The 14335-nt window shown below is 41.9% G+C and carries 14 protein-coding genes, 1 tRNA gene and 1 pseudogene; 4 read left to right on the plus strand and 12 right to left on the minus strand.

Going from position 1 to position 14335, the window contains the following annotated elements; genetic code table 11:
• Positions 1 to 214: 214 nt before the first annotated feature.
• Positions 215 to 290, minus strand: a tRNA-Arg gene (locus NSQ52_RS16370).
• A 253-nt stretch (positions 291 to 543) separates the two neighbouring features.
• Between NSQ52_RS16370 and clpP the strand changes: the two genes are divergently transcribed.
• Positions 544 to 1140: an ATP-dependent Clp endopeptidase proteolytic subunit ClpP gene (clpP, locus tag NSQ52_RS16375; protein WP_024719872.1), complete on the plus strand. Its 597-nt coding sequence runs from the start codon at positions 544 to 546 to the stop codon at positions 1138 to 1140.
• 55 nt (positions 1141 to 1195) lie between these two features.
• Here clpP and NSQ52_RS16380 read toward each other — a convergent pair whose 3' ends face one another.
• The gene (locus NSQ52_RS16380) at positions 1196 to 1774 is read right to left on the minus strand and encodes a TIGR00730 family Rossman fold protein (RefSeq protein ID WP_024719873.1); all 579 of its coding nucleotides are present in this window, start codon (positions 1772 to 1774) and stop codon (positions 1196 to 1198) included.
• 136 nt (positions 1775 to 1910) lie between these two features.
• Here NSQ52_RS16380 and NSQ52_RS16385 point away from each other — a divergent pair, with 136 nt between their 5' ends.
• On the plus strand, positions 1911 to 2252 hold the full coding sequence (locus NSQ52_RS16385; protein WP_047945650.1) for a MazG-like family protein: 342 nt from the start codon (positions 1911 to 1913) through the stop codon (positions 2250 to 2252).
• 29 nt (positions 2253 to 2281) lie between these two features.
• Here the strand turns inward: NSQ52_RS16385 and NSQ52_RS16390 are convergent, their stop codons facing one another.
• Both NSQ52_RS16390 and NSQ52_RS16395 read right to left on the minus strand, forming a co-directional pair.
• Positions 2282 to 3904 (minus strand): SulP family inorganic anion transporter, encoded by a 1623-nt coding sequence (locus tag NSQ52_RS16390; RefSeq protein ID WP_326242362.1) that lies wholly within the window; start codon positions 3902 to 3904, stop codon positions 2282 to 2284.
• A gap of 37 nt (positions 3905 to 3941) precedes the next feature.
• Complete coding sequence (locus NSQ52_RS16395) at positions 3942 to 4523, minus strand: carbonic anhydrase (protein ID WP_024719876.1); 582 nt, start codon at positions 4521 to 4523, stop codon at positions 3942 to 3944.
• Positions 4524 to 5086: 563 nt separating this feature from the next.
• Between NSQ52_RS16395 and NSQ52_RS16400 the strand changes: the two genes are divergently transcribed.
• Positions 5087 to 6064 (plus strand): D-glycerate dehydrogenase, encoded by a 978-nt coding sequence (locus NSQ52_RS16400; RefSeq protein WP_326242364.1) that lies wholly within the window; start codon positions 5087 to 5089, stop codon positions 6062 to 6064.
• Between the two features lie 342 nt (positions 6065 to 6406).
• Positions 6407 to 6733 (plus strand): annotated as a pseudogene (locus NSQ52_RS16405) (ribonuclease); the annotation flags it as partial.
• 51 nt (positions 6734 to 6784) lie between these two features.
• Here the strand turns inward: NSQ52_RS16405 and NSQ52_RS16410 are convergent.
• The 8 genes from NSQ52_RS16410 to NSQ52_RS16445 all read right to left on the minus strand — a co-directional run bounded on the left by NSQ52_RS16410 (position 6785) and on the right by NSQ52_RS16445 (position 14087).
• Positions 6785 to 7528 (minus strand): arylamine N-acetyltransferase, encoded by a 744-nt coding sequence (locus tag NSQ52_RS16410; protein WP_160757982.1) that lies wholly within the window; start codon positions 7526 to 7528, stop codon positions 6785 to 6787.
• A gap of 39 nt (positions 7529 to 7567) precedes the next feature.
• Positions 7568 to 7825 carry an HPr family phosphocarrier protein gene (locus NSQ52_RS16415; protein WP_008348124.1) on the minus strand — a complete coding sequence of 86 codons (258 nt, stop codon included), beginning with the start codon at positions 7823 to 7825 and terminating at the stop codon, positions 7568 to 7570.
• Positions 7826 to 7851: 26 nt separating this feature from the next.
• Positions 7852 to 8802, minus strand: a complete 951-nt coding sequence (whiA, locus tag NSQ52_RS16420) for a DNA-binding protein WhiA (RefSeq protein WP_008348125.1) — start codon at positions 8800 to 8802, stop codon at positions 7852 to 7854.
• 17 nt (positions 8803 to 8819) lie between these two features.
• A complete protein-coding gene (locus NSQ52_RS16425) occupies positions 8820 to 9779 on the minus strand; it encodes a YvcK family protein (RefSeq protein ID WP_008348128.1) in 960 nt (319 codons plus the stop codon).
• The gene (gene rapZ / locus NSQ52_RS16430; RefSeq protein WP_024719879.1) at positions 9780 to 10667 is read right to left on the minus strand and encodes an RNase adapter RapZ; all 888 of its coding nucleotides are present in this window, start codon (positions 10665 to 10667) and stop codon (positions 9780 to 9782) included.
• 39 nt (positions 10668 to 10706) lie between these two features.
• Positions 10707 to 11171 (minus strand): 8-oxo-dGTP diphosphatase, encoded by a 465-nt coding sequence (locus tag NSQ52_RS16435; RefSeq protein WP_058336954.1) that lies wholly within the window; start codon positions 11169 to 11171, stop codon positions 10707 to 10709.
• A 357-nt stretch (positions 11172 to 11528) separates the two neighbouring features.
• Positions 11529 to 12479, minus strand: coding sequence for a thioredoxin-disulfide reductase (trxB, locus tag NSQ52_RS16440; protein WP_024719880.1), 951 nt, complete (start codon positions 12477 to 12479; stop codon positions 11529 to 11531).
• A gap of 234 nt (positions 12480 to 12713) precedes the next feature.
• Complete coding sequence (locus NSQ52_RS16445) at positions 12714 to 14087, minus strand: C40 family peptidase (protein WP_024719881.1); 1374 nt, start codon at positions 14085 to 14087, stop codon at positions 12714 to 12716.
• Positions 14088 to 14335 lie beyond the last annotated feature (248 nt).

A 14335-nucleotide genomic window follows, 5' to 3' on the forward strand; every position in this document is an offset into this window, starting at 1 on the left:
ATAATAGATTAAGTTTACTTGATTACCTATCATCAAGAAAATTTGTCTTTTTAACAATATTAATCTGTGTTTTTCGATACAAAATGAACGCGCTAATACATAGTGAAGTTCCTCTCAATTCACTCACACAATACCACTCATAAAAAAACAAAAAAACCCTTTATTTCAAAGGGTTTTCAAGTTCTTTCATAAATGATCCATCGGATACTCAAGACGCGCTCGGAGGGATTCGAACCCCCGGCAGACGTGGTACCGGAAACCACCGCTCTATCCAACTGAGCTACGAGCGCACGATATGTTTTTTGAACGTCAGCATATCAAATTATAAGGGAAATGCTGCAAGAAAGCAATGATTAATCGCTATCCCTGTCGATGCATTTTCTTCATTCCCATACATATACTCATATGATGGTTTGAAGTGGAAGAGTTTTGGGGAAAATGGATAGGGGTATTTGATTTTAGGTCAGCATTTTGTTTGACCTTTATTGACCAAAAATGTATCATTGAATTACATACTTACCTAAAAGGTGAAGGAGGAACATTATGAATTTAATACCTACAGTCATTGAGCAAACAAATCGTGGGGAAAGAGCTTACGACATTTATTCTCGTCTTTTAAAAGACCGTATTATCATGCTTGGTTCTGCGATCGATGACAATGTTGCCAACTCCATCGTATCACAGCTTCTCTTCTTAGAAGCCGAGGATCCAGAAAAAGATATCTCTATCTACATTAACAGCCCTGGCGGTTCGATCACAGCTGGTATGGCCATTTACGATACGATGCAATTTATTAAACCAAAGGTATCAACTATTTGTATTGGTATGGCTGCATCTATGGGTGCGTTCCTGCTTGCTGCTGGTGAAAAAGGTAAGCGTTATGCCCTTCCAAATAGTGAAGTGATGATTCACCAACCACTAGGTGGTGCGCAAGGTCAAGCAACAGAAATTGAAATTGCGGCAAAACGAATCCTTTCTTTACGCGATAAACTGAACCAAGTACTTGCTGAACGTACTGGTCAGCCAATTGAAGTCATTGAGCGCGATACAGATCGTGACAACTTCAAAACAGCGGAAGAAGCACTTCAATACGGACTCATTGACAAAGTCTTGACCCGTAATTCAGAAGAACAAAAATAATCACAAAACAAACCGTCTGCTCTTTGAACAGGCGGTTTTTTGTTATGCATCTGTTTTAAGACAGCTCCGTCCATTTCTGCTGAAGAGACGGTGTTTGATAGGAAGCCATCTGTGAAATCAATTCTTCCGGTTCTCCAGAGGCATGCAGCAATTGAAGGTGTGATTCATTCGAAAAACCTTCCTGTACACTGAACGTCACCATGTCGAGGAGCGGTTTGAAATACTGATTCACTTGATACAATCCGATTGGCTTTTGATGGATGCCAATTTGCGCCCAGCATAGCACCTCAAATAATTCTTCATATGTACCAAAACCACCTGGCATGGCAATAAACCCATCGGCCAGCTCGCTCATTTTCGCTTTTCGTTCATGCATTCCTTTGACTTCAATGAGTTCAGTGAGCTCTTGATGCACAACCTCTCCTCTAAAAAGCCCTTTTGGCATGACTCCGATCACTTGCCCGCCGTTTTTTAATACCTCATCCGCTATAGCGCCCATTAAGCCAATTCGTGAGCCACCGTATACAAGACGGATTCCTTGCTCTGCCATATAAGCCCCTAGCTCGACAGCTTTTTGTTTGTAGATGTCATTCACACCTGGATTCGAACCAGCAAACACACAAATCGTTTTCATCAAAACAGCTCCATCTCTCTCTATGATTTCTTCACCCACTCATTCTACTATAATTCATTGTAAAGAAACAGCCACTCCATCTATATATAGTGTAAAATCAGAAGGTGAACACCATATAAGGAGCTGTATAAAGAGAATGCAAACAACTGAAATGGAAAAATGGATCAAAGATTTCTACAAAATGAGAAATTGGACAGAATACGGGCCGTTTATCAGGTTAGGTTTCCTGATGGAAGAAACAGGAGAACTCGCTCGTGCAGTCAGGGCGGTCGAAATTGGACGCGATCGACCTGATGAGAAAACACAGGAGGACGCCGCGTTAAGAAAGGACCTTATTGAAGAAATGGGAGATGTCTTAGGAAATCTACTAGTTCTAGCTGATCTCTATGATGTAACAGTAGAAGAGATCTTCTCTTCCCATCAACAGAAACTCACACAACGGTTTTCTAGTGAAAAAGAGCAGGTAAAAAGCACGTGACCGACATGTCACGTGCTTTTTTTAGCCTTTTATAGCTGCTGTGGTGAAATATCATCCGTTCGTTCAAAGAAATGCTGCTTTCCAATGTGATGGAAAAAACCGGTACGATGCAAAAGCTCTTTTGGCTGTGATTGAAGCCCTACAATCATCAATTTTCCATTGTGATGCTTTAATCGATTGGAAATGTTCATCAGAACCGCTTCTGCTGAGGTGTCCATATAATTCACTTTGTTCATAAGCAAAATGAGTGTTTTCGGCTTTGTCTGAACATGATCCAAAATCGAATTTTCCAATGAATCGGTTGTACCGAAAAAGAGTGGCCCTTCAATCGAATACATACTAATCCCTTTCTGATCGGTCTCCCTTTCTAAGGCAGCCGCCGTTTCGATTTGAGGAACAGCGACATTTGTGTGGATATTCGTTGTCTGGCTCATTTTTTTGATAAAGGCGATAAACGCTAAAATGAGACCTGCAGTCACCCCAATAATCAAATCACCGATGACCGTTAGCAGGAAGGTCACGACAAGCACAAGGGAATCCGCATTTTTGACTTTGACAATATTGATAAACTCTTTTTTCTCACTCATATTCCACGCCACAAACATCAAAATCGGTGCCATGGCAGCAAGCGGAATCATCGATGCATATGGTGCAAATAACATTAAGATGAGCAAGACGACGACACCATGCACGACTCCTGAAATGGGGCTCGCTCCACCATTTTTAATGTTTGTTGCCGTACGAGCAATCGCTCCAGTCGCTGGGATCCCTCCGAAAAGCGGTGCCGCCATATTGGCAATTCCTTGCCCGACAAGCTCCTTGTTGCTGTCATGCTTTGAGCCTTTCATATTATCAGCAACCATAGCTGACAAGATGGACTCCACGCCGCCCAAAAGCGCAATGACAATAGCCGGCGGCAGCAAATAAATCATTTTTTCAATCGTTAATTCAGGAAAAGCGAAAGTTGGCAGTTGACGAGGGATTTCGCCATATGCAGAGCCGATGGTTTCAACTTGTCCTTGAAAAAAGAGAACAGCTATAAATGTTGAAACGAGTAGACCTAATAGAGCACCAGGTATTTTGGGAATGTATTTTTGTGCCGCCAAAATCACGATGAGCCCAACAATCGCTGTGAGAATGGCGAGACTGTTTGCGGTACCAAGATGGACCACGATCTCTCTCATATTGAGGAAAAAGCTTTCATGCTTTTCAACACCCTTTAATCCGAGGAAGTTGGCAATCTGTCCTGAAAAAATAATGACAGCAATGCCAGCAGTAAAGCCGATGATAACCGGACGAGGAATAAATTTCATGAGCTTTCCTAGTTTGAATATTCCGAATAATACAAGCATACAGCCTGCCATAAAACCAGCAATGAGTAAGTTTTCGATACCGTACTGGCTGACGATCCCGAATAAAATTGGAACAAATGCCCCGGTCGGTCCGCCGATCTGATACTTTGAACCACCAAACAATGAAATCAAAATGCCGGCAACGATGACTGTGTATAATCCGTATTCTGGTCCGACACCAGATGCAATGGCAAAAGCCATGCCTAAAGGAATTGCCACAACGCCCACGACAAGCCCAGCGATTAAATCGCGTCTAAACTTTGATGAATCATAACCTTCAAATCTTCCATAAAAACGCATGGTATGTGTTGGCCTCCTTCAAGTATGTGTAGATGATTTAGGTATATTGCGGGTCGATCTGTTTATCTTTTATAACGACATCCAGCTTTCCTGTTGCCGGATGAATCACTAGTCCATGAACAGCTACATCACTTGGCATGAGCGGGTGCTCTTTGACTAATTTCACACTTTGGGATACGCTCTCTTCCACTGAATCAAAGCCTGTCAGCCAGCCCTTTAAATCGACACCTGCGCTTTTCACAATGCTCAAACACTTTTCCTCAATTCCCCTTGCTTTTGCCTTTTCAAGTAAAGGGTCTGCCGCAAGGCCTGCCATTCCGCATTCATGATGTCCGACAATGCATACTTCCTCTGCTTTCAGCTCATAAATGGCTAGTAAAATACTCCGCATGACACTGCCAAATGGATGTGTGACGATGGCTCCTGCATTTTTAATGATCTTCGCATCACCGTTACGAAGCCCCATGGATTGGGGTAATAATTCCAACAGGCGTGTGTCCATACAAGTTAATATAACCAATTTCTTCTCAGGAAATTTTCCCGCCTTGAAAGGCTCATACTGTCTCTCTTTCACAAAATCTGCATTGTGCTGAAGAATCTGTTCTAATGTTGAATCCATCCTGTCATCTCCTATCTTTTTTAAGTGATTGTAACGCCTTACCTGGCCTCCTTTTCCCTTGTGTGTTCTCAAGCATAGAGAAGAAAAATGATAGAAAAAAAAGAAAAAAATGAGAAAACGATGAGAGAATATGTAATCATTTTCTCTATTTTGCTCTTTGTTCCGCTTCAGCACAGGGCAGAGGCGGCTTTTGCTTACAAACGATGGCTTTCATTTCACCAAAAGACGATGAAATGGTTTAGTAGAAAATGACCATCCCGTTTAATACACTGCAAATATAATAAATTTTCTATCAAAAAGTCTCGATCTTTTTTCCAATTTGTCAGATTATCTCTCGAAACATCTAGCGTTTTTCTATGACTCATCTACTAATCACTCGTTTTTCTACATCGTAAAAAGACATCAGATGGCCATGTCATTTACTCTTTCACTATAAAAATCTCTCCTTTTCCGTTATTTCAGTATATTAAATATTGAGTAGCTCATATTCAAACGTGTACTGCCAAAATGGTTGCTTTATAATAAAAAGAGAAAGATGACCATGTGAAAGGAGCGAGTTGATGATGAAACCACATATTTTTGTCGCCAAACCCTTACCTGCCGCTTTTGAAGACATGCTAAAGGAACATTGTACATACGAGGTATGGCAGTCAAAGGACCCGATCCCAAGAGATCTATTATTTGAGAAGCTGCAGAAGGCTGATGGCCTTTTAACATCAGGTACGAAAATTGATCAAGATTTATTAGATCATGCACCTCAACTCCAAGTGGTAAGCAATAATTCAGTCGGCTATGACAATTTTGATCTAGAAGCCATGAGACAAAGAGGCGTGATTGGTACGCACACGCCTTATACACTCGATCATACCGTTGCTGATCTTGCCTTTTCTCTCATTCTCTCTTCTGCGAGGAGAATTGCCGAGCTTGATCGTTTTATCCGCGAGGGAAAATGGACAAAATTTGTTCAAGAAGAAGACATATTCGGCATTGATGTCCATCATCAAACGCTTGGGATCATTGGGATGGGACGAATCGGTGAGCAAGTAGCCAAACGAGCCGCTCATGGTTTTGATATGAACGTCCTCTATCACAACCGGAGCCGGAACGAGAAAGCCGAATCGGCATATGGCGCTGTATATTGCGCACTGGATGACTTGCTGAAGCAAGCTGATATCATTGTGTTAATCACACCACTGACGGATGAGACGTACCATATGATAGGAGAGCGGGAATTGAAATTAATGAAGCCGACAGCTTTATTCGTGAACATCTCCCGCGGAAAAACCGTCGATGAGAAAAGCCTCATTCAAGCACTGCAGGAAGGGTGGATTAAAGGAGCTGGTCTGGATGTGTATGAGCAAGAACCGCTTCAGGAAGATCATCCTTTCAAAGAGATGGACAATGTCACGCTTGCCCCGCATATCGGTTCCGCTACTGAAACGACAAGAGACCTTATGCTGAAACGAGCCATTCATAATGTGCTTCATGGAATTGATGGCAAAGCCCCTGTTGATATTGTGAAGGAGCTTGCCTCATCTTAATTGAAAAAAGGCGCAGGAAACTGCGTCTTTTTGTTTACGTCATCTAGAAACAGTAGGTCAAAAAGCCTCATTTTTTCCAATCTCCTGATTCTTTACATTCTCTTCATATGCCGGTGCTATAATATGAGGTAGACAAGCATCAAGAGGACGGCATCCCATTTCCTTTTGAGGAGGATCAAGATGAAAAAAATAAGTTCGATTTTTACTCTGTTCGCTCTGATTGCTGCCATTCTGTTTTCTGGATTTATCCCGCAGCAAGTCCATGCAGAAACACCACTTACACCAACAGCCACAAATGAGACTGCTTCCGTACAGCTTGCACCAGACCTTCGTACCCTTGCCGTCATTAATACCTTTGACGGTGTAGCAGATTACTTAATCCGCTATAAACGACTACCTGATAATTACATCACCAAATCACAAGCGAGCGCCCTCGGATGGGTGGCATCAAAAGGAAATTTAGCTGAAGTCGCGCCGGGCAAAAGCATCGGTGGAGACGTATTCTCTAATCGGGAGGGACGCCTTCCATCCGCTAGTGGCCGTACATGGCGTGAAGCCGACATCAACTACGTCTCCGGTTTCCGTAATGCTGACCGCCTAGTATACTCAAGTGACTGGCTCATTTATAAAACAACCGATCACTATGCGACATTTACGAGGATTCGTTAATCAATGAAAAAGACAGCCCTAAGTCAAAAGGGCTGTCTTTTTTCATATTGTTTACGGAAGCAGTTTTTGTACGTACTCCTCAAACGGTTGTGAGAGTGATTTCTTCGATACTTCTTCCTGTTCATGTATCGTGACATGATCCTCTGTCACGATCACACGACCTGTTGGTGTCAGTTTGGATGCAAGCAGCCTTTTGTTAAAAGGAGAGGCTTCATTTTCATAAATCTCATGCCGCAATTGCACAAGTGTATCTTCACCGACTTCTTTTAATGTGAAAGCATAACCTGTTTCAGCACCTGCTCCCCTATCCAATTGGAGTAGATGGGTTCCTTTTTCTGTTTCCTCTGCGTTCACGCGAAAACGAAGGGACGGTGCTTCCACCCATTCACCTGTAAAAGGGACGGGCTGAAGGGGTAAATTCACACCAAATCCTGCATCAATGAGGTAGCGCTCATGGTGATGTTGAAGGACGATGGCTACATGCGTCCCATCCAGTGCCCACTTCTCTGCTTCTTTGTTATATACGGTCCCTTGAACGAGCTTTACGGCGAGACCTGCCTCTTTTAAGACATAATATAAGAGCGGATTGAGGTCATAGCAAAGCCCGCCTCTGCTGCCTTCCAGAAGATGATGCTTCAAACCTTCTTGATCCAAAGCATAGGCGTGTTTACCCACCACAGATCTATTTTCAAAAGGAAAGGTATAAGCCATCTTCCTTAGTAAATCCGGTAATTGATCAAACGTAATGGACGCGGCTTCATATCCAATTTTCTGTAAAAAGGCTGATTGAATCACAACTTTCCCTCCTAAAAAAACTGAGCCCTTGAAAGAGACTCAGTTTTCTTGATTGATAAAATCCGTTAACGCATCGATGGCTTCTTGTTCATCTGCTCCATCAGCTATTAGTTTGACGGTGACCCCAGAGCTGATCGCAAGACTCATCAGTCCCATAATACTCTTCGCATTGACCTTTTTCCCATCTTTCTCTAGAAAAATATCAGCACCAAAACGATTGGCTTCTTGAACGAACAAAGCAGCCGGACGTGCCTGCAAACCCGTTTTCAGCTGAATTGTGACCGTTTTTTCCACCATATGATCTGCCTCCCTTTTTTATTTCCCTATTTGAGTGTAACAGCTTGTCCGTTTCTTAATTGTTCTGCAATTTGATCTAGCTTTCTTAAACGGTGATTAATGCCTGATTTGCTGATCTTGCCGCTTTCCACCATTTCGCCAAGTTCCTTTAATGTGACTTCTTGGTAGTCAATACGCAGTTGCGCAATTTCACGCAGCTTATCTGGCAGGGCGTCTAGTCCAATCTTTTCGTCAATGAATTGAATATTTTCAACCTGGCGCAGTGAGGCACCGATCGTTTTATTCAAGTTTGCTGTTTCACAATTGACGAGCCGGTTCACTGAATTCCTCATATCTCGGACGATGCGCACGTCTTCAAAACGAAGCAATGAGTTATGAGCACCCACAACACTTAAGAATTCCGTAATTTTCTCCGCTTCCTTCATGTATGTGATAAAGCCTTTTTTGCGTTCAAGTGTTTTACTGTTAAGATGGAATTGATTCATGAGCTCACATAGGGCATCATTATGTTCTTTGTATAGTGAAAAAATCTCAAGGTGATACGAAGAGGTTTCTGGATTATTCACAGAACCTCCTGCTAAAAAAGCACCTCTCATATAGGAACGCTTGCAGCATCTTTTCTTCACAAGTTCTTCTGAAATGTTGCGTTCAAATACAAATTGTTCACCTAATATCTTTAGGTCCTCTAAAATGGTTTTCGCTCGTTCTACCAGTCTGACAATATACACATTATTCTTTTTTAATCTCATTTTTTTACGAACGAGCAGCTCGACAGTCACATCGTATTTCTTTTTCAAAAGGGTATAAATACGTCTTGCAATGGCTGCGTTCTCTGTCTGTATATCTAAAATCAATTTTCGATTAGAAAAAGATAATGAACCGTTCATACGGATGAGGGCAGAAAGCTCTGCTTTTGTGCAGCAGTCCTTCACTTCCAGATTAGTCAGCTCTTTTTTTGTTTCGGATGCAAATGACATCCTTGCCACCCCCATTCCTATTTTTTCTGATGCAGCAAATCGACAAGCAGCGCAGCTACTTTCAACGTATCATGACGAATCACATGCTGGTCATATGTAATAATTTCCCCAGGGATGACTTCTAGTCCCATGGCTTTGAGTACATCTGTGTCGAATTGTACAGGCTGCGCCTGTTCTTCTGCATATTTTGCTTTGATTTCTTCTGGAATTTCTTTATTGTTCACAAATATCGTATCGATAAATGGTCGGTCCATATGATCGTTTAATGCCTGCACATGATCAGCTGCACTGTAGGAAAGCGTTTCCCCCGGCTGTGTCATGACATTGCAAATATACACTTTTTTCGCCTTAGAACGAATCACTTCTTCGCCAATATGCGGTACAAGCAAGTTTGGCAAGATACTTGTATACAAGCTGCCAGGTCCAAGGACGATCAAGTCGGCTTCACGAATGACTTGAATCGATTCTGGGAGCGGCTCAATCGTATCGGGTGTGAGGAACACTCGTTTAATTCGCTCACCATAGGTTGGGATTTTTGATTCTCCTGTTACCACTTGCCCGTTTTCTAATTCCGCATGAAGAACAACACTTGAATTCGCTGCTGGCAATACTTTTCCTCTCACATTTAAGACCTTGCTCATTTCTGTGACGGCATGAAAAAAATCACCGGTTATATTCGTCATAGCCGCAAGAATGAGATTGCCGAGAGAGTGGCCTGTTAAGTCATTCCCTTTATTAAAACGGTGCTGAAATAAATCTTCTACAAGCGGTTCGACATCAGAGAGTGCCGCAAGTACATTTCGAATATCGCCTGGAGGCGGAATATTCAAATCATGTCGCAGTCTGCCTGAGCTGCCTCCATCATCAGCTACCGTCACAATGGCGGTAATGTCCACTGGCTTTGTCTTTAATCCTCTAAGTAAAACAGATAAGCCAGTGCCTCCGCCAAGAATGACAACCTTTGGTAGTGTCGTCATCTATTTTCTGCTTCTCTTTTCAATGTCCCGGTGAGTGACATGTGTATAGTAGTCATTTTTAAAATACTCCGATAAGTAGTTCGCTAGCGTCACTGATCGATGCTGTCCGCCTGTACAGCCAATAGCGATCACCAGCTGACTTTTCCCTTCTCGTTTATAGGACGGAAGCATAAAACTGAGAAGGTCAATTAATTTCTCTGTGAATTTTTGTGTCTCGCTCCATTTCATTACATAGGAGCGTACTTCTTCATCGTTTCCAGTCTGTGGACGCATGCTCTCAATATAGTAAGGATTCGGCAGGAATCTCACATCAAATACAAGATCAGCATCAATCGGCAGACCGTATTTAAAACCGAATGACATCACATTCACTGTAAACACCTGCCCTTGGCTCGTGGCAAAGTGTGCGACAATTTTTTCTCGAAGCTGTTTGGGTTTTAAATCCGATGTATCAAAAATCATTTGAGCCCGGCCTTTTAACTCTTCTAACAGATCGCGTTCCATCTCAATTCCTTCGAGCGGCAAACCTGTTGTCGCAAGGGGATGAGATCGTCTCGTTTCTTTATATCTTGAGACAAGCACCTTATCGTTTGCATCTAAAAATAGAATCCTTGGTGTGATCCAGCCGATATCACTCATCTCATCTAAGGCAGCAATTAAGCTATCAAAGAATTCGCGTCCGCGCAAATCCATCACAAGGGCCACCTTGCTCATCTTTGAATTGGATTCCTTCATGAGCTCTAGAAACTTCGGTAAAAGTGATGGCGGTAAGTTATCCACACAAAAGTAACCTAAGTCTTCAAAGCTTTGGATGGCAACGGTTTTCCCCGCACCTGACATTCCTGTAATAATCACAAGCTGAATATCATCTTGTTTGTGCGTATTCATGCCTGCTCCCTCTCCTTCTTTATGAAAACGGTTCATTTATTAGTCTCCTTGAGGATCTAATCGATAAGCAATCAGCTCAAAATCTGGTGTATACGTAAAAGTGCCGTGGAGAAGTCCTTTCCCTTTCAACATGAAGTCAAGAATATGGGAATCTCCTGGAGCCATCGGCAAGCTAGGCACATCTTTTACATCATGCCATTTTAAAATGCCTTCCTCCGACTCTGATACGTTTTTTCCTGTAAAGGAATCTGCCATAAAGGTGAACATCATCCACTCTTGAACGATTTGATCGCCTTCTTTTATGATAAAGGTAAACACGCCTTTTAGCTGCGGATTTAAAATATAAATGCCTGTTTCTTCTCTAAATTCTCGAACGACTGAATCCTTGACCGATTCTCCGCTCTCCATTTTGCCGCCAGGTGCTACCCACCAGCCTCGTCTTGGCTTTTGCAGCAAGAGAACTTGATCATCGTGATGCAGCACACAATTGGTTACTCGTTGCATCAGCTGTCACCTACTCTTTTATGTCTTTTTCTTATTATACAGGTTCATCATGGCTCCCACAATGAACATGCCCGTTCTTCACTGAAAACAGACAGGTTTTCGTATGAATATGGTGACGGGCACTTTCTCTATTCTTTATTTTACAACATCTAACGGTTCTCCATGCGTCATTTGTGAACATCTCGTGAATTTCTGATTTTAAGCAAAAAAAAGGACACGGATTCACATCCGTGCCAAACATGTATTCCTTATAAAAGGGGGTCAATTACTAGTTTCATCATAACGGATAATTGTTTCACCCGTGTTACATTCCAGTTAAAAGCCCGTGACGCAATATTAAGGATTTACGACAGCTGTTTATTTCATTGCTTTTAGCTTTTCAGCAAGCTCTTCTACATAATGCTGTGCACTCTGTGCTGCAATACTTCCATCACCTGTTGCTGTGACGATTTGACGAAGTGTTTTCTCACGAATGTCTCCAGCTGCGAAGATTCCTTCAACTTTTGTTTCCATTCTTTCGTTCGTCTCAATGTAACCCTCTGCATTTGTAATCCCTAGATTTTCAAATGGTTTAGACAGCGGCAGCATACCGATGTAGATAAAGACGCCATCTGTTTTGAAGTCTTCTTCCTCACCTGTCACGGTATCAATTAATGTCACACTGCCGACTTTCCCGTTCTCTTCATTGATTTCTTTGACGGTTTTGTTCCACATAAAGTCGATTTTTTCATTATCAAATGCACGTGCTTGTAAGATGCTTTGGGCACGCAGTTTGTCGCGTCTATGGACAATAGTGACTTTAGATGCAAAGCGAGTGAGGTAAACACCCTCTTCTACTGCTGAGTCTCCTCCGCCAATCACGACAAGCTCTTTGTTTTTAAAGAAGGCTCCATCACATACCGCGCAGTATGATACGCCGCGGCCGCCAAGTTCTTTTTCGCCTGGTGCACCGATTTTTTTGTATTCAGCACCTGCCGCAATAATGACAGAGCGTCCTTTGTATTCTTTGGAACCAGCTTTGACGATTTTGTACTCTTCACCATCTACAATTTCTTTAATATCGCCATACGCATACTCGGCACCGAATTTCTTTGCATGCTCAAACATTTTATTTGAAAGTTCCGGCCCTAAGATGCTTTCAAAGCCCGGATAGTTCTCGACATCTTCCGTATTCGCCATTTGGCCGCCTGGAATTCCTCTTTCAATCATCAGTGTTGAAAGATTTCCCCGTGATGTATAAACAGCGGCTGTCATTCCGGCAGGACCCGCTCCAATGATGATCGTATCGTAGATTTTTTCTTCTGACACAACTGTCACTCCCTCTTCAATTGCTGCTAGCATTTCTTATTAGAATGCCCTTGGGTGATGCTTCCATTCATGACAGAGAGCATCATTTCCACTCTTAGCTTTTATTCCTTACCCATATCCTATTAAATCTGCGGGTAATAAGCGAATCATTTGCTCATATCTTCAAAAAAAGAAAAAGCTTCCTTAAACTGCTGTTTAAGGAAGCCTGTTTACGGTTATATAGTAAGTAATGATTTATTCAACGACTCTTCTTACAACGCCATTGAATGCTTTTTTCCAGTAAACGTTGCTCATAGAGTCAACTGAAACACCGCGAGAGCTATTATCGTTCAAGAATGTACCGTTTCCTAAGTAAATACCAACGTGTCCATTTACTTTATACGTATCAAAGAACACAAGGTCTCCGCGTTTCATGTCAGATGCACTTACAGCTCTTCCTTTACCTACAAGCGTATCTGTTGTTGTACCGCCAACTGGTCCAAGGTTGATGCCTGCTGATGCAAATGCCCAGCGAACGAATGAAGAACAGTCAAAACGACGTGCGTCAATATCGGCTTGTGATCTGCCGCCGCCCCATTTATATGGAGATTGTCCTACAATCGTAGAACCTGTGCTGATTGCACCTTCGATTCCGCCTACGTTATTGCTGACAGGTGATCCACCGCCAGAAGATGGCTTTTTGCTTGGTGAACTGCTGCTATTGTTATTTGAAGATCCACTGTTATTTGAAGAAGAACCGCTGTCGTTATTAGAGCTGTTGTCTTCAGCTTGAACACTAGCTTGACGCTGCTGTTGTCTTTGTGCTTTTTCTTCTTTTGCTTTTTGAGCAGCTTCTCTTGCTTCTTTTTCAGCTTGTTTTTGAGCAGCGATTGTTGCGTCTTTTTCAGATGCAATGCTGTTTGCCTCAGTGTTTAACTCGCTGATTTGAGAAGAGGCACTTCCTTTTTGCTTTTTCACTTGCTTGAATAGCTTGTCTTTCTCATCAAGCTGTTTATTTAAGTCTGTTTGAAGTGTTTCAAGCTTTGCAAGCGTCTTTTGAACATCTTCAAGCTTTGTGTTTAATTCGTTTTCAGACTTTTGTAATTCCGCTTTGTCTCTTTCTTGTTCTTTAATGATTTCGCTGTCTGCGTTGATTAATGTAGATACAGCACCTGCACGGCTGATGAAATCGCTAAAGCTTTTTGCTCCTAGTAATACATCTATGTATTTCGTAGAACCACCGCTTTCTTGAAGCGCACGTACACGCTTTTTCAAGAATTCGTTTCTTTCTTCGATACGTTTTTCTGTATCAGCAATTTCTTTTTTCAGTGCTTTGATTTCTTTTTTTGTTTTTTCGTTTTCTTTTTGTTTTTCTTCGATTTGATCACTTGTTTTTAAAGCTTTTTCGTCAATTTCTTTTAGCTTTAGCGCAAGTGCCTCTTGTTTTGCCTCAAGCTTTGAAAGCTCTTCTTTTTTCTTTTGAAGATTCTTGTTTACCTCTGACTGCTTGCTGTCTAGTTCTTGTTTCTTTTGTTCAAAGTTCTGTGCATTTGCTTCATGAGTAAATGGAATAAATAAACCGCTCGCTCCAATCACCGAAGCTAAACCGAAAGTAATAAACTTTTTCACGTATAGTTCCTCCTTTGACAATTTCCCAAGCGACATGAGAAAGCAGCAAATTCTCTGCGACCAATCTGTGCTTCCTGTGTCTTTCTTCCTGATGATTCAGTCAGATGTTGACCAGATTGTTTCTATCACTAGGTGTTGCATTATGTATAGTAAAATATTTAAATATATGTCTTTGTTTTAATCCACGAGTTTCATTATACATGACACATCGACAAAATGAGCTAATATTTTTATTACATTTATGTTTC

Origin of the sequence: Bacillus sp. FSL W8-1141, assembly GCF_038593205.1 — a bacterium.
Classification (GTDB): Bacteria; Bacillota; Bacilli; order Bacillales; family Bacillaceae; genus Bacillus; species Bacillus altitudinis.